The sequence below is a fragment of the Prevotella melaninogenica genome (assembly GCF_018127925.1).
In the GTDB taxonomy this organism is placed as follows: domain Bacteria; phylum Bacteroidota; class Bacteroidia; order Bacteroidales; family Bacteroidaceae; genus Prevotella; species Prevotella melaninogenica_C.
Map to the genome: position 1 here is coordinate 1,874,749 of NZ_CP072348.1, position 16,564 is coordinate 1,891,312.

Below are 16,564 nucleotides of genomic sequence, written 5' to 3' on the forward strand. Positions count from 1 at the left end.
ACGTCTTGTATGCCGTTTCGTTACCTTTGCGGCAAACTCTAAATGACATGAATATGGAAATAGTATCTATCGAGAAAAAGACTTTCGAGATGATGGTGGCGGCATTCGGCGCACTCTCGGAGAAGGTCGCCGCCCTGAGGCGCAAAAGCGACACGGGGCGCATGGAAAGATGGCTCACGGGCGAGGAGGTCTGCGGGCAGTTGAGAATAAGCCCGCGCACGTTGCAGACGCTGCGTGACAGGCGGCTTATCGGCTACTCGCAGATAAACCGCAGGTTCTATTACAAGCCAGAGGAGGTGAAGCGGCTGATACCGCTTGTCGGCACGCTCTATCCGCACGGCAGATGATTTGATTTATTCACCCACTGAATCCGAAGTTATGATGAACGAGAACAACGATGTTTTTACGATGGAAGACGAGCCGATAGCCTCTGTGGTGCAGGATATGCGCAAAGGCTCGAAATGGCTGTCCGCATTTCTGGAAAGCTACCGTCCTCCGCTGGACGGGGAACGTTACCTGACGGACGGCGAGGTGTCGGAACTGCTCCGTGTGAGCCGGCGCACCTTGCAGGAATACCGCAACAACCGCGTGTTGCCCTTCATACTTTTGGGAGGGAAGGTGCTTTACCCGGAAACGGGGCTGCGCGGGGTACTGGAAGCGAACTACCGCAAGCCGCTGGAGTGAGGCGGTTTCATGAAAAAGTAAACGGGTGACACCTTTTGTGGTGCTACCCGTTTACTTGTCTTATGGGGTATGTGCAATCAGCAATACCCGGCTTTTCCGTTCTGTATGAACATCACGTATGTCTGCCGTTTCTCTTGTGAGAGTGCCTTTCCCACCAGCCATGTGCGGAACAGGTGGGTGTTGTAGGTATTCACCCTGAAAGCGACCGGGATGATGATTTCAAGGGCGTACACGTCCGCGTGCAGCCCGTTTTCAAGCTGCATGTAGCGGCACACCTCGTAGTCGTTCAGCACGTCCGACTTGCGGACGGCTCTGATGGCGGCGTTCACTGCCGGGACGGTCGTATGGAACAATCCGGCTATTTCGGTGGCGGTCATCCACACGTCGTTACCGGTTACGCTGACTGCCTTGTCCTCGATGATGATTGTGTCACGTTTCATGGCTTTTCTTTTTAGATGGTGCAACCTGCAAATTCCTCGACGCCGTTCAATCTTGCGGCAAGGTTCTCCATGTCCTGATTGAGCTTCTCTTTGGTTATCTTTGCGTAAATCTGCGTCGTCTTTATGCTCTTGTGTCCGAGCATGGAGCTGACCGTTTCGATGGGAACACCGTTGGAGAGGAATATCGTCGTGGCTGCCGTGTGGCGGCTCTGATGCCACGTGATATGCTTGGTGATGCCGCAACGCTTGGCGACGGCACGGATACCGGCAAGGCACGTGTTATAATGCGGAACGGGAAATATCCTGCCGTCCCCGCACAGTCCCCGGTATTTGCCGATTATGCGGTTGGCGATGTCGAGCAGGCGGATGTTGGACACCACGCCCGTTTTCTGGCGGTTGATGTTTATCCACTCGTGTTCGTCGAAGTAGGTGCGGATATTCTCTTCCGTAAGGTTGCGCATATCCGCGAACGACAGCCCCGTGAAGGCGCAGAACAGGTAGAGGTCGCGGTACAATTCCTGTTTGGCGTTTTTCAGTTTCCCCTCCATCAGCAGGCGGATCTCATCTTTGGTCAGGAAACTGCGTGTTGTTTCCTCCTTCTTGATTTCATACTCGCGGAACGGGTCGCGCGTCAGCCACTCGTTGTTGATGGCGATGAATACCATCGTCCGTAACGGGCAGACGTACAGCCACACGGTATTGGTGCAGCAGTGCTTGTCCGTGCGCAGGAACATCTCGAAGTCGGAGATGAAAGCCGGGGTAAGCTCTTTTAGGGCGATGTCCTTCACATGGTAGCGGATGTCGAGGAACTCTTGCATGTGCTTGTAAACGGTGCGGTACTTCAGCAGCGTGCCTTTGGCTTTCATGCCTGCCTCCACCTGCTTCTCGTAGTCCTCGTTGTGCTGGCGGAACACCTGCATCAGCGTGTGGTAGCGGTGTTCCAGTCCGAGAAAGGCGTTCTTCACCTTCTCCGCCGTGACGAAGTTGTCACGCTCCATGATTTCCTGATAATGCCTGTTGATGCGTACCCGCATCTTGTCAAGCATACGGTTCGTTTCGAGTGCCGCCGTGCTTCTGCCCGTGACACGTCCACCTTTGGTGTCCCACAGTTTCGGATCGACAGTCAGTTTGCAGCTGAACTGTGTCTGGCTGCCGTCCACCGTGATGCGTCCCATGACGGGAACTGTCCCGTCCTTTTTCACTACCTGACGCTTGAGGTAGTAGATTACTGAAAATGTACTCTTCATTGTCCTTAATTTTTGGGTTTCAAAATTAGTTGGTGAAGAGTCCGGTGTTGGTACGCAAAACGGGGAGGAACGGCGCAATCTTTTTCCGTAACCTGATTTTTCGCATGAGTTATGGATAACTCACTATTCCTTAGAGCCTTGTTTCGCTATTCGTACCCGTTTGTCGCATTTTCGGGCATGGTTACGAACAAGTAACGTAGCGGCGTCAGGATTTGGCTTCGGCAGGGATTGTAATGGCTTCACGGATTATCGCCACTTCAACCAAAACCCTTGTAACTCAATTCTATCACTATATCTTTCCGCATTTCACTTTTTTGTAGTAACTTTGCAATGATAAGATACCTATTTTAGCATATACAATTATAACCTCATTTGATATGAAATTCAATTCAAGACAAGCTAACCAACAGTATTCAAGTTTTAATCTTAAAGATTTCTTTGGTATGAATAATCCTAAAAAATATTGCTTCCAGTAGCTCTTGTAGTCACTTTTTGTGTTATTGGTCTTGCTTTCTTCTCGTTTGTAAATCCTTCTTACGACCAAGAAGCGGCATTAAAGATGAAGCCTATCTTCTTTGGTAGTACGCGTGTTGCTGATGAACCAGTAAATTCAATTACACTGATTGCACCAACAACGACCGCTGTCTACTTTAATATCCTGCCACAGAAGATGCAGTTCCAATTTGATGATTTGCTTTCAAACGACAATACTCCACTTGATGTGAATATGTATATGATCATTCAAGTGAAGAAAGGACAGACTCCTGACTTGCTGAGGAACTATGGAGAGAACTGGTTTGAGAACTTTATTGAACCTTACTTCCGCAATAAAGTGCGTGAGTATGTATCCTCTTGTTCACCATTCGACTTGATGAGTAATCGTGAGGTTCTTGCAAAGTTCGATGACCGTATTAAGCAGTCTATGCGCCAGTATGTAGCCTCTTTGTCACGAAAGGCAAACTTTCCTATTGATATTCAGCAGGTAATTACCGACCGTGTGATGCCTAACAAGGAGCAGTTGGAAGAGATGAACAAGACTGCTGCAAGTATTCAGGCAAAGCAAACACAAGAGAAGCGTGCCGAAATGGAACTTGCACGTGCTAAGGCTGAGCGTAATAAGGCGGTGGCTGATAAGGCTTATATGACCGAACTAAACCTCTCTCCAGCACAGTTCATACAGTTGCGTGCATGGGATGTTATCGAAAAGAAGAATGGTGCTAACATAGATGTTCTCTTTGGAGGAGGCGAAACACCGATGTGGAATATTCGTCGATAAGTAGAGAACCGGAAAGAAATAAATATTCATCTATTCGTGTGTTTGAAGATAATAGTAGGCTAAGTCGGTAATGATAGTATTGCTGTAAAGGCTTGTATTTCTTTCTTTTATAAGAAAAGTGTGCTTTATGTGCGAATTATTTTCATGAAAATAATTCTCCAAAGGAAGCAAAGTGCGCATCTGAGGGAACATGTTTTGTTTGGTTGTTGGGTGATGAATATTGGTTGATGATGAAATGTTCGTCTAAGAGAAGATGTTTTGTTTGGGTGTCGAGTACTGGGTGTTGAATGTTGACTGATGAAGAAGTGCGCATCCGAGGGAACATGTTTGATAAATAAAAAGAGGTGATTGCCATGCTGGCAATCACCTCTTTATTTCTTTATACCATGTAGATTATAGCCTGATAGAGTAGTTTTATACGTACTATATTCAAGCTTACGCTAATCTATCTCTTGTTTTGTAGACTTATTTTAGCTTAGCCTCAAGATTCTTCAGCATGTCAACAGTCATAGCGTCGAGGTCATACTGAGGGCTCCAATCCCATTCAGCGCGTGCGCAACTGTCGTCAAGACTGTCTGGCCAACTGTCAGCAATACCCTGCTTGAGTGGGTCTACGTCGTATTCCATCTCAAAGTCAGGCTTGTAACGCTTGATAGCATTGAAGATTTCGTCAGGGTCGAAGCTCATAGATGCAATGTTGAAACCATTGCGATGAACCAAACGAGTTGGGTCAGCTTCCATCAATGAGATAGCTGCGTGCAAGCCATCTGGCATGTACATCATGTCCATCAGTGTTCCCTTCTTGATAGGACACACGAACTTCTCACCACGAACAGCAGCGTAATAGATGTCAACTGCATAGTCAGTAGTACCACCACCTGGAGGAGTTACGTAGGAAATCAAACCTGGGAAACGTACTGAACGGGTATCAACACCATACTTCTTAAAGTAGTAGTCGCTGAGCAACTCTGTGGTAACCTTTGACACACCATAGATTGTACCAGGGCGTTGAACAGTGTCCTGTGGCGTCTGTGTGTGAGGTGTACTCAAACCGAATGATCCGATAGAACTTGGAGTAAAGACCGCACAGTTGTTCTCACGTGCTACTTCCAAGATGTTCCACAGACCGTCAATACCGATTTTCCAAGCTAATTGCGGCTTCTTTTCTGCTACTACAGAGAGTAATGCGGCAAGGTTGTAAATGGTGTCAATGTTGTATTTCTTAACAACATCGGCAATCATCTCTGGGTTAGTAACGTCGGCCTCTGCTGATGGACCGCTTTCTTTCAGTTCACCTTTAGGTTCTGCTCCTTTAATGTAACCAGCAACAATGCTGTCGTTTCCATAACGTTTTCTAAGTTCTCGGGTAAGCTCTGAGCCGATTTGACCTGTAGAGCCTATGACCAATACATTTTTCATAAATATTGTTAAGCTTAAATATAACTGGTTGCAAAGTAAGCATATTTTTTGTTGATAACACACTATTAGGTATTAAAATTATTAAAAAATTAAGTCATCACGTAAAAAAAAACTCCTTAACGTCCTTTTTCTCGTTTTTTATAAGTTACTTTGCCTACTAATAAATAAAATCTAATGTTATGTACGGTAAGATGAAAGAACATCTCAGTAATGCACTTGCTGAGATTAAAGAAGCAGGACTTTACAAAGAAGAAAGAATCATTGAGAGTCCTCAAAGTGCAGCAATCGAAGTAAAAGGTAAGGAAGTTTTGAACTTCTGTGCAAACAATTATCTTGGTCTTTCTAATCATCCACGTTTGATAGAAGGTGCTAAGAAGATGATGGACAAGCGAGGATTCGGTATGTCCTCTGTTCGTTTTATCTGTGGAACACAGGACAGCCACAAGGAACTTGAGGCTGCCATCTCTGATTACTTCAAGACAGAAGACACTATTCTCTATGCTGCTTGCTTTGACGCTAATGGTGGAGTCTTTGAACCATTGCTCACCGATCAGGATGCTATTATCTCTGACGCACTCAACCACGCCTCTATTATTGATGGTGTACGCCTTTGTAAAGCGAAGCGTTATCGCTATGCAAATGCTGACATGGCAGACCTTGAACGTTGTCTACAAGAGTCACAGGAACAGCGTTTCCGTATCATCGTTACGGATGGTGTGTTCTCTATGGACGGTAACGTTGCTCCAGTTGACAAGATTTGCGACCTCGCTGAGAAGTATAACGCTCTCGTGATGGTTGATGAGTCTCACTCTGCCGGTGTCGTTGGTGCTACTGGTCATGGTGTAAGCGAACTCTGCAAGACCTATGATCGTGTGGATATCTACACTGGTACACTCGGTAAGGCATTTGGTGGTGCGCTCGGTGGCTTCACAACTGGTCGTAAGGAAATCATTGACATGCTTCGTCAGCGCAGTCGCCCATACCTCTTCTCTAACTCACTTGCACCTTGTATTATCGGTGCCAGCCTTGAAGTGTTCAAGATGTTGAAGGAGAGTAATGAACTTCATGACAAGCTTGTTGAGAACGTAAACTACTTCCGCGATAAGATGATGGCTGCTGGTTTTGATATTAAACCAACCCAGAGTGCTATCTGTGCGGTAATGCTTTACGATGCAAAGTTGTCTCAGGTATATGCAGCTAAGCTCCTTGAAGAGGGTATCTATGTAACTGGTTTCTATTATCCAGTAGTACCAAAGGGCGAGGCTCGTATTCGTGTTCAGCTCTCAGCTGGTCATAATCGTGAGCAACTTGACAAGTGTATCAACGCTTTCATCAAGATTGGTAAGGAACTTGGTGTGTTGAAATAGTCTACTTGTAGACACTGATTAGTAGTCAGCACCATTGGTGCTCGGCGTCAGTACGTGTGGTGCTGTTGGTAAGCACCATATGTGCGGAGTACGAATAGATTATTAAAAGATAGAAAAAGAGCGAGTGCCGGGATAGGTACTCGCTCTTTATTATAGGATAGTTGCTTAGCGGATAACGCTTGTGTAACGACCACTTTGTGAGATGATGCGTACCACGTAGGTTCCCTTTGGAACGGAGAGGGTAAGATTGTCTGTGCCATTCGCAGCACTGCTTGCTACTAACATACCATTCATACCATATAGCTCTACACGTTTCAAGCCCTGCTGTTGTACGTGTAAGCGTCCGTCAACGAATTGTAATGTCGGTTTGATGCTCACTTCCTCTACACCATTTGTCACATCCTCAGGATATTTGTCATACGGTCCATTGATGAGGGAAAGGTAAGGTGACGTTGTCGAATTTGGTAATAAGTCGACATTCCTACCATCCACCACACCAAACAATGCCACTCGATAGCGTCGGTTATTGATGAGTTTCTCGGTCTTTGGATTAATCCAGTCGCTGGTTATTATTGCCTCATCATCAGCCTGTGTGAGGTCTACCTGTAGTGGCTTCTTTGTCACTTGGATAGACATACCTGTCACAGTGTCGATAAGATAGAGTGTCAGACCACCCTTATATTGTACGTTCTTTGCAAGAGTGGCAATACATGCGACTCTGAATGTTGGACTTTTTGATACATCAAAGTTCTCCATTGGGACACTTCCTTCCTCGTTATCTTGCGTATAAACAGTCGCTCTTGAGAAGATACCAGCCTGACCCTTTTCCTCAATCGTGAGCGTATAAGGTTCTTGTGAAGCACTTTCACGTACCTGACAGCTTACATTGTTGGCATTGGTGATTGTCGTGCGCAAGTGATAAGTACCCGAAGCAATGTCGTAAGGAAGGTTGAATGGCAGTCTAACACGCTTGGTTGTGAAGACATCAAAGTCAACCACCTCATCCGTCTCTGTGGTATATACCACCTTATTCTCACTGTTGAGGAGTTCTACTTTTACGTTTCCGTTGAAGAAATTAGCATCCAGTTTGCGGATGTTCAGACGGAGTACATTCGGCTCACCTAACATCACTTTGTTGTCTAACTTAGGCTCGGTTGTGAGCAGAAAGGCCGGTTCTTTCGTTGGTAGCTCTAAGTAGGTTATCTTACTGTTCTCCACCTTCATCTCGATACGAGGGGCAGTCTTCATTCTTGCCCAAGCGCCTAACGTGCCATCTTCCAGCATTCGTGCAGCAATAGGATAGAGTGAATAGGTGCCATTAGTCAATGACTTAAAGTCGAGTGTGAAGGTCACCTTATCATTAATCACACCTCCAGAAACCCACTCACCATCGTTAAAGACAAATCGCTCTTTGCTGAATATCTTCCTTCCGTCCTGTCCGTAAGGTGTTACCTTTACCAGTTTGCCCTCTTGGTCATAGATACCTAAACCGATGTCGCCCACAAGAACAGCATTAGCCTGGTTGATAAATCCTGTATACATCACCTTTGATGCATCGGATGTTGTGGTAGGAGCATCCCCTACGAACGCCATCATACCATCGTTGTTAAACTTGATATTAGGCGACTGATACGCTATATCATCATCAATCTTAGGCGTATTAGGTTTGTTGGGATGTATTGCAATGACATGAAGTCTAAGGTTGAAGCTATGCTGTGCGCCGTTAAACTCACTACCTGTAGACGTTACACTCAAGGTAGCAAGTGAGTAATAGCCATTTGCTTGACCATTCCATCCAAAGTTCATGTGGAACCTATCCTCCTCATCAAAGCCATCGCAAACCCACGCATGACCACCTCCAGTCTTCGAATCACCAGATATGTAGAGTGGAAACCCATTGCGGAGCTCATTCTTTACAATCTCGATAAAGTTATCAACACCCTCGTTTGCTCTTGTTACCATTGAGGCATCATAGTCGAAGTAATTGCGCAAAGCACGCTCAGCCATATAACTCTGCGTACCACTTGCCCTATCCGTGTATTGCATATTGGTTGCAATACCCACATCATTCATCAACAAAGCTACTGCATCTTCCTGCTTTGTAGTAACGTTTCTGCGGTTATAATCAGGCAACATATTGTCCCAGTCGTAGTGTGACTTTGTGAAATCGGCTGAACGAACAGTGTTATCAAACTTCACCGTGTAGCTTTCTTGTCCCTTACCTTGTGCTGGCCATTTATGGTAATACATTACCTGTGCAACCGCAGTAGCCACACACCCCGTTACATATTGGGTCTGCTTGCTGTAGGGATAGTCCTGTCCCCACTTGCTTTTTAGCAAAGGTTGCACAGCATCAGCTGCTTTTGTTGCTGCTCCTGCACGTGTGGTAAGCGTCTTATTCTTGCCCAACTCCTCATACACCTGTCGATAGGAATCGAAGAGATAACGTGCTTCTGGGTTGAGGTTGTTCATATCAAGTGAAGCCTCGTGGCTGTAGGCTAACACCTTTCCCATCTTATCATCGCCCGCAACGACTACAAAACCTTTGCCTGCATCATCGTTGAAGACATAGTAAGGTTGCTGTGTTGCTGTTGCTGCAGCACGCGTTTTTACGTTTAGGGCAGCCTTCTTGCTGACATTTACATACGTTCTTGCTATGCTTAAAGCAGTGTTGAAATTAACATTGTCAGCATAGTTTGCTGTTACAGAAAGTAGGAGGGAAAGAATGGGAAAACTTCTTCTCAATAGGTTGTTATGTGCTGAAAACACAGTCTTTTTACTATTAATTTGAAATATTGAATATGTCATATCAGGTTTATACCAATGAATTATAGACTACAAAGGTACATTGTTTTTGTCATATAAGCCCTATTTTTTCGATATTTTCTATATAAATGTAGGAATGGATTGGACCTTAATATATTGATAAGGGGGTGATATTAATGTGAAATCAGGTGTTAAGACTTATATACTTGCATGGTATTTTTATCTCAAATTGATACTATGTCAATCCGCAATCTACAAATAACTTATTCCTATTAGCCTAATTAGGCTAATAGGTCCAATAGGGTTAATAGGGCTAATTGTTTGTTGTTTTGTCATAATTTTTCACATCGTGATTTTAAATACATGCTCTTTAAGCCTCTAAAAGACGCCCTTTTGGCTTGCAAAAGGTGCCCTTTAAGCCCCTTACTAACGCCCTTTTGAAGTCCAATTAAGCACCTTTTATTTTGCTGCTTTATAACTGATTGATTTCCTTTAGGTTACAAATCTATCTCTTACTCGTGCTTTTATCCTTATTTATAGATGTTTTGTTCGAAATTATGTAATGATTTTTCAAAGCATTGTCGGTGGATTTTCGAGTATTAAAAAGAAACGGTTTCTGTGTCAGAGGGTGAGAAAAGACAATATAGTTGATGGTCTTGCCTATATCTTTATATAGCCTATTTGTTTATGTTTTATTGCAGATGAAAACGCAGTAAAACATAAATGTAAATCGAATTCAGTTGATAGCGTTAGAAAGTAATCTGCTTATTGATTTTTCCTTTATACGTGTTGATACTTAAATAGATGGAATCCTTCTGCTTAAAACCACTCAAAGGAATACTTGTAAAGACACGTCTGCTATAGTATTCGGGTACTCCATTTTGGTGATGATGTAGTCGAAGATAAAACACTCGACCGCCATTAGGTAGGTTTTTTACGGAATCACAGACGATAGCTAAGGTCTGAACAGCCTTTTCGTCTTCTGTTTTTCCAGTCTTTAAGTTAAGGGTAAGATTCAAATACTTATGATTCTTGCTTATCCAGACGCTTTCAAAACCAACTGGGTCGGTGTACACAATAGGTAAGTCGAGTGCTAAACGAGGGCGTAAGACTGCAACAGGACTAATGGCAAAAGACGATGTTATGCCATTTTCTACCTTATTATAATAGAGTAAGGCACGGTAAGTTGTGTCGGGTCTTTTTGCCCATTGTTCTTTAACTGCAGGTTTTAAGGTCAGTTGTGTTCCGTCATCAGTAGTTGCAGAAGCGAAAGCTGATAGCTCGTTGGTCCTTGCTTCAACAAAGTCGGTGTGTAGATAAGACAGTTCGCTGTCGCCTGTCTCATAGAAGTCATGCTCACAGGCACTGACTATGAGTAACGACATGACTGCCGTTACCATAGTCAATAGTCTGTAGAAAGTTTTTCCGAACCAGTCCACGTTGTGTTATTTCTTAAAGGTGAGACGATTCAGAAGTGATTTAAATCTGCCGCTTTCTGATGATGCAGCAATGTAATTCTTTGCAGGATAAGCATACTGTGTCAGCAGACAAGTGCGTAAGAACTTATCATCACGGTTCTCAATGTCAATCTTCTCAATCTGACCATCGAGGTAAGTGTTGAAGTTCTGGTAGTCTTCCACTGTATAATACTCTTCGTAAACACGTGTATCCTGAATCATATCTAATGCCACGTAGTTGATAGGATAGAGTTTGTAGTTACTGTGGATTTGGTGATCGATATGTGCTGCAATCGTATCGAAGAGCTTGTTCTTTGGCAGTTCCTCATCTACTGTGTCAAGCCATTCGTCAATACATGGTGCACATTTGTAGAAGATATGTCCCTTATAGCCCTTGATACCTACTAACATACTTTCAAGATCGTCCTCTGCAGTCTTCTTCCAATAAGGTAAATCGCGACGCAATTGATACTCACGTGCCTTGAGATAATCGCATGGATCGTACTCGTAAGAGATAGCTAATGGCACGATGTGGAGCTGTTTCAGACGTTCGATGATAGTACCTTCGCCGCCCATAGCCATCATCTTCAAGATTGCAGGTTGGGTAAGGTCGTTTGAATTCTTCGCTCTTCCCTGTCGTTGAGCAATCCATACATTATCATTCTTCTCGGCAATAGCGAAGTGGATATACTCTGACATACGCTTGCTTGCACGGAGCATCTCAACCGAATGGAGGGCACGCTCTACGGTAAATGACTTGTTGATACGTACCAAGTCACGCACCCAATCCTGCGAAAGGAGGTTGTCGCCGATAGCAATCTCACAAGTAGTGGTAAAGCCAACATCCATGAGAAGCTTGTCGAGGAAAGCAGAATCGAGCACAATGTCGCGATGGTTGCTGACGAAGGTATAACGTTTGCGTGTATCGATATTGACTGCATCCATGCTACAGCCTAAGCTCAACTCCGTGACAAGACGCTGGAGGAAAGGGTAGCAGAATGTTTTTTGGAATTCAAGATTCGTCTTACAAGCGTGCATCTTCTTTGCTATCGCTTCTGCTGGAACATCAGGGTAGAGATATGCCAGCACCATTTGAAACTGCTTATCAGCAAGAATCCTATCATAGACTGCCGGTAATTCTTCCGGCTCAAACGGACGGATAGGGTCAAACTCTGATGGTATTTTCATAATCGTAAAAATTAATTTGTTTCTATTTTATGTCTTATTGCATATTCTAAGAACCTGCAATGATTAGTTCTATGCCCATTTCTTCAATCTTGTTGGCTACAAACTGTGGTATTTTAGCATCGGTAATGATGATGTCAACATCCTCAAGTCCACTAATCTTTGCGAATCCACGACGGCCAAACTTACTTGAATCAGCTAAGACAATGGTCTTCTGTGCAGCGTTCATCATACTTCTGTTCAATTCGGCTTCACGCATGTCTGTTGTTGAGATACCAAAGTCAAGGTCGATACCATCCACCCCCAAGAAGAGTTTTGTAAACGAACAGCCACGCAGTATCTCCATGCTATATTGTCCGACAACCGACACACTGCTGTGGCGAACCATGCCACCAAGTTGGATAATGTCAATATTATCGTTGCCTGCTAAGGTCATCGTAGCTTGAAGACTGGCTGAAACAATCGTCAGTCTGCTCTCAGCATGGATATTACAAGCCAACGCATGGATGGTTGTTCCTGATGCAAGAATGATGGAATCGTCTTTCACAAGTAGCTTGACAGCCTCTGCTCCGATGAGTTGTTTCTCTTCCGCTTTTAGCTTTTCCTTCTCGTTTACTGAACGGTTGTTGGTAAACGGGTTGATAAGAATCGCTTTACCATGACTTCGATAGAGCTTTCCACCCTTTTCAAGTTCGGTTAGGTCTTTACGTATCGTTACTAATGACACATCCAAGGAGGTTGCCAAATCGGAAACCAATACAGACTCCTGTGTCAGAAGCTGGTCGAGAATGGCATTTTGCCTGTCTTCTTTTGTCATATTTTGCATCGGTTTTTGGTAGCTTTCAGCAGATGTCTATCACGCTTTACCGTATAAGAATAGTTTTGTACAAATATAGTTAAAATAAATCAATGGCTAAAGGTGAAGCCCTCGTTTAACAGAAGATTAACAATTGTTTACGACTGTCTGCAGTAAATCTATTGGTTCTTCCATTAAATGTATGTACGCTTTTCGTATTTGCTTTAAAGGAAGAACTGAGGTTACTTATTAAACAAAAACATAACTAAGACAGTCGAATATCTATCCTCTCATCATCCTCTTTCATAGAAAACCATTTCATTTAAGACTTCGAAAATCTGCAGACAAGAGTTTGAAAAATCATTACATAATTTCGAATAAAATATCAATAAATAACGGCAAAACGGCATGTAAAAAGTAGGTTTGTAAGCAACAGTATATCAATTAGTTATAAAGCAGTAAATTAAAAGGTGCTTAATAGGACTTCAAAAGGGCGTTAGTAAGGGTCTTAAAGGGCACCTTTTGCAAGCCAAAAGGGCGTCTTTAAGAAGCCAAAAGAGCATGTATAGGTTTTGAATCGCTCGAAAATAATTTACAAATCTCAACTTGTGAGGGAGTAAGTCGTTTGTAGAAGGCAGGTGAAGATCGTATCTAATTATATTTGTCATGTAGTTTATCCCCCGTTCTAAAACCATTTAATGGGAGCTAATCATACCATGTCTGTGGATTAATCTCATTCTATTAACAATCTACGTATTTAACGGAAGACCCGGATTTATTGGTGTGTTTAGGTGTGCTTTGCTATTTCGTACATGCAAAGGGCAGAGAGAAAGAATGTTATTTTGAGAGAATAATTTATCAAATTACTTGTCATTCACGAACAAAGTGTTATCTTTGCAACATTATGAAGTACAGCATCATTGTTCCTGTTTTCAATCGTCCGGATGAGGTTGAAGAACTATTGGAGAGCCTGCTTAGCCAGGAGGAGAAGGATTTTGAGGTCGTTATCGTTGAAGACGGCTCACAGATTCCGTGTAAGGAGGTGTGCGATAAGTACGCTGACAAGCTCGACCTACATTATTATAGCAAAGAAAATTCGGGTCCTGGGCAGAGCCGTAACTATGGTGCTGAGCGTGCAAAGGGTGAGTATCTGCTCATTCTCGACTCTGATGTTGTACTTCCGAAGGGTTATATTCGTGCTGTGAGTGAGGAACTAAAACGTGAGCCAGCCGACGCTTTTGGTGGACCTGACTGTGCACATGAGTCTTTTACCGATACCCAGAAGGCTATTTCTTATTCAATGACCTCGTTCTTTACGACGGGAGGAATACGTGGTGGTAAGAAGAAACTTGACAAGTTCTATCCTCGTTCATTTAATATGGGTATCCGTCGTGATGTTTATCAGGAGTTGGGAGGTTTCTCAAAGATGCGTTTTGGAGAGGATATCGACTTCTCGATTCGTATCTTTAAGGCAGGAAAGCGTTGTCGACTGTTCCCTGAGGCATGGGTTTGGCACAAGCGTCGTACGGACTTCCGCAAGTTCTGGAAGCAGGTTTACAATTCTGGTATCGCCCGAATCAATCTCTATAAGAAGTCTCCTGAGTCTCTGAAACTTGTCCATCTCTTACCGATGGTATTTACCGTAGGAACGGCTTTATTGGTTCTGATGATTCTCTTTGGACTCTTCTTGCAGTTATTCCCAATAATCAATGTCTTTGGAAGTGTCTTTATCATGATGGGTTTAATGCCGCTGGTGCTATACAGTGTCATTATCTGTGTGGATTCAACCCTACAAAACAACAGTCTTAACATTGGTCTTCTCAGTATCGAAGCAGCCTTCATTCAACTTACCGGCTACGGTTGTGGCTTCATTAGTGCATGGTGGAAACGCTGCGTATGTGGTATGGATGAGTTCGCTGCATATGAGAAAAACTTCTATAAGTAATTCAGAATTCATAATTTAAAAGCTATCTACAAAACCAAATCTACATTCTAAATAACAAACAATAGTGGTAATCACTCCCCTCCCTTTGGGGGAGGGGCTGGGGGAGGGGCCACTTCTTTACTATGGATAAACTATCTATTTCTCACTGGGCTGAGGCTGACCGCCCACGCGAAAAACTTGAAAGACTGGGGGCTGCTGCGCTCAGTGATGCTGAATTACTGGCTATTCTGATTGGTTCTGGCACACCAAAAGAGAGTGCGGTAGAACTAATGAAGCGTATTCTCAATGACTGTAATAATAATCTGAATACACTTGGGAAGCTTTCTATTCGCGACTTAGAGCAATACAAGGGTATCGGTTCGGCAAAGGCAATCACTATCCTTGCTGCTTGCGAATTAGGTAAAAGACGGCAGAAGGCGACAGTGGAAGAGGCACCAATACTCAATAGTGCCGAGAATATTTACCAGTTTATGCACACGACGATACAAGACCTTGATATCGAAGAAGGCTGGGTTTTAATGATGAAACAGAATTTCCGACTCATCGAAGCCAAGCGCATTTCGGTGGGTGGTCTTACTATGGCACCTGTCGATCTTCGTCTGATGATGAAGGAAGTACTGCTAAAGAACACTACTGTTTTGGCTTTTTGTCATAATCACCCCAGTGGCAGTACGAATCCAAGTAGGGATGATGATATACTGACATCGCATATTCATAAGGCTTGCGAATTGCTGCATATTCATTTTGCAGACCATGTAATACTCACTGATGGAGGGTATTTCTCATATCGAGAGGAGGGAAAGTTATAGCCGAAAAGGTTCTAAAATGACTATGTTTTGTTACTCCGCACATATGGTGCTGATGCTCTGCACGTGTTGTGTTGATGCTCCGCACCAATGGTGTTGAGTACTAAATAGCATCTTCTGTATCATAAGAGAGAATTAAATCAGCCTTTCACTTCTTTTCTAAAGGTTCTATGCTCCACACAAGACCCGTGTGTCGCCAATAAGTAACACGTACTGTACAGTATTGTTCCAGCTCTTTAAAATGAGCAAAGCTAATATTATGTTGTCTATCAGAAGACAGAGTGTCACCTTCCCATGTGATGGTATAGTCATTGGACCTCTTATAATGCGTATATACTCTCAGTGAGAATGTCCCTTCGTAACTTCTCACATCATGTTCTATAAGGTCTAATGTCAGGTCGTATCCCCATATTCCAACAATAAAAATTAGAACAAGCCCCATCACCAAATACTTCAAACGAGAATACCATCGTTCCTTTTTCTGGCGCATCCAAATATAGCAAAGATATGCCATACACACAGATAAAAGAATTGTGGTGATATGTAAGAATAAACCCCAATAGCCTTCTCTGGTATGAAGTCCAAAGTAGCTGGGATAAATACAAAGGATAAATAGCGTTAATAAGCAAAGCCATGCAAGAGATATGAAAAGCCATACGAACTGGCTGTCAAGGATTCTTTGCAATAGAGTCTTTTTATCATCAGCCTTTGTTTGGTTAGCTTTTCCACTGCCTTCCTGCGTAGCCTCCTTCAAAATATCTATCCATTCAGGACTATTAGGTTCAGCTGTATGGGTCCCAGTGGTATCCGTAAAAGTAATGTGTTCAGGCTTTTCGTCTTTATATTCGATGTTCCAACTGCGGATGTTACTGGTTTCCTCCCAGCTGCAATTATCAGCTTTGAGTTTGTCAATATACTTTTTAGCCTCTAATAGTGTTACTCCTTTGCCGTTATGAACCAGTCGTACTGCTTCAATATCCTTTCCTTCACGTAGCAACTGTCGCACTTCTTCCTCGAGACTGTTCATCTTCTTTTTATTAATTTATCTGATGCAAATATACTACTTTCTTCATATAAACCCACAAAAGAACGTAACCTTTCCGCAGTGAATTATTGTAATTATAGTTTTTAATTATTATCTTTGCAAAAGATAGGCTGCGTTCGGCAATACGAAAG

General features: G+C 43.4%; 14 protein-coding genes. 6 read left to right on the plus strand and 8 right to left on the minus strand.

What is annotated here, in order from left to right:
- Positions 1–47 precede the first annotated feature (47 nt).
- Together J4861_RS13115 and J4861_RS13120 are read left to right on the plus strand one after the other, a co-directional pair.
- On the plus strand, positions 48–347 hold the full coding sequence (locus J4861_RS13115; protein ID WP_004291426.1) for a helix-turn-helix domain-containing protein: 300 nt from the start codon (positions 48–50) through the stop codon (positions 345–347).
- Positions 348–378: 31 nt separating this feature from the next.
- Complete coding sequence (locus tag J4861_RS13120) at positions 379–684, plus strand: helix-turn-helix domain-containing protein (protein ID WP_004291424.1); 306 nt, start codon at positions 379–381, stop codon at positions 682–684.
- A 77-nt stretch (positions 685–761) separates the two neighbouring features.
- On the opposite strand, the gene J4861_RS13125 is transcribed toward J4861_RS13120, so the two are convergent.
- Together J4861_RS13125 and J4861_RS13130 are read right to left on the minus strand one after the other, a co-directional pair.
- Positions 762–1,124, minus strand: a complete 363-nt coding sequence (locus J4861_RS13125) for a hypothetical protein (RefSeq protein ID WP_004291423.1) — start codon at positions 1,122–1,124, stop codon at positions 762–764.
- An 11-nt stretch (positions 1,125–1,135) separates the two neighbouring features.
- The gene (locus J4861_RS13130) at positions 1,136–2,371 is read right to left on the minus strand and encodes a site-specific integrase (RefSeq protein ID WP_004291422.1); all 1,236 of its coding nucleotides are present in this window, start codon (positions 2,369–2,371) and stop codon (positions 1,136–1,138) included.
- A gap of 463 nt (positions 2,372–2,834) precedes the next feature.
- Between J4861_RS13130 and J4861_RS13135 the strand changes: the two genes are divergently transcribed.
- Positions 2,835–3,647 (plus strand): SPFH domain-containing protein, encoded by an 813-nt coding sequence (locus J4861_RS13135; RefSeq protein WP_428842172.1) that lies wholly within the window; start codon positions 2,835–2,837, stop codon positions 3,645–3,647.
- A gap of 465 nt (positions 3,648–4,112) precedes the next feature.
- Here the strand turns inward: J4861_RS13135 and J4861_RS13140 are convergent, their stop codons facing one another.
- On the minus strand, positions 4,113–5,066 hold the full coding sequence (locus J4861_RS13140) for an NAD-dependent epimerase/dehydratase family protein (RefSeq protein ID WP_211817148.1): 954 nt from the start codon (positions 5,064–5,066) through the stop codon (positions 4,113–4,115).
- Positions 5,067–5,245: 179 nt separating this feature from the next.
- Between J4861_RS13140 and kbl the strand changes: the two genes are divergently transcribed.
- A complete protein-coding gene (gene kbl, locus J4861_RS13145) occupies positions 5,246–6,433 on the plus strand; it encodes a glycine C-acetyltransferase (protein ID WP_013264183.1) in 1,188 nt (395 codons plus the stop codon).
- A gap of 165 nt (positions 6,434–6,598) precedes the next feature.
- On the opposite strand, the gene J4861_RS13150 is transcribed toward kbl, so the two are convergent.
- From J4861_RS13150 to J4861_RS13165, 4 genes are all read right to left on the minus strand, one after another.
- Positions 6,599–9,241, minus strand: coding sequence for a C10 family peptidase (locus J4861_RS13150; protein ID WP_211817149.1), 2,643 nt, complete (start codon positions 9,239–9,241; stop codon positions 6,599–6,601).
- Positions 9,242–9,948: 707 nt separating this feature from the next.
- The gene (locus J4861_RS13155) at positions 9,949–10,638 is read right to left on the minus strand and encodes a NigD1/NigD2 family lipoprotein (RefSeq protein WP_428842173.1); all 690 of its coding nucleotides are present in this window, start codon (positions 10,636–10,638) and stop codon (positions 9,949–9,951) included.
- Between the two features lie 6 nt (positions 10,639–10,644).
- Positions 10,645–11,844 carry a 1-acyl-sn-glycerol-3-phosphate acyltransferase gene (locus tag J4861_RS13160; protein WP_211817150.1) on the minus strand — a complete coding sequence of 400 codons (1,200 nt, stop codon included), beginning with the start codon at positions 11,842–11,844 and terminating at the stop codon, positions 10,645–10,647.
- Positions 11,845–11,890: 46 nt separating this feature from the next.
- Entirely contained in the window at positions 11,891–12,658 is a 768-nt protein-coding gene (locus J4861_RS13165; RefSeq protein ID WP_211817807.1) for a DeoR/GlpR family DNA-binding transcription regulator, read from the minus strand.
- 883 nt (positions 12,659–13,541) lie between these two features.
- Here J4861_RS13165 and J4861_RS13170 point away from each other — a divergent pair.
- A complete protein-coding gene (locus tag J4861_RS13170) occupies positions 13,542–14,582 on the plus strand; it encodes a glycosyltransferase family 2 protein (RefSeq protein ID WP_211817151.1) in 1,041 nt (346 codons plus the stop codon).
- A gap of 122 nt (positions 14,583–14,704) precedes the next feature.
- Positions 14,705–15,391, plus strand: a complete 687-nt coding sequence (gene radC / locus J4861_RS13175) for a RadC family protein (protein WP_211817152.1) — start codon at positions 14,705–14,707, stop codon at positions 15,389–15,391.
- A gap of 145 nt (positions 15,392–15,536) precedes the next feature.
- Here the strand turns inward: radC and J4861_RS13180 are convergent, their stop codons facing one another.
- Entirely contained in the window at positions 15,537–16,415 is an 879-nt protein-coding gene (locus J4861_RS13180; protein WP_211817153.1) for a hypothetical protein, read from the minus strand.
- Positions 16,416–16,564: the final 149 nt, after the last annotated feature.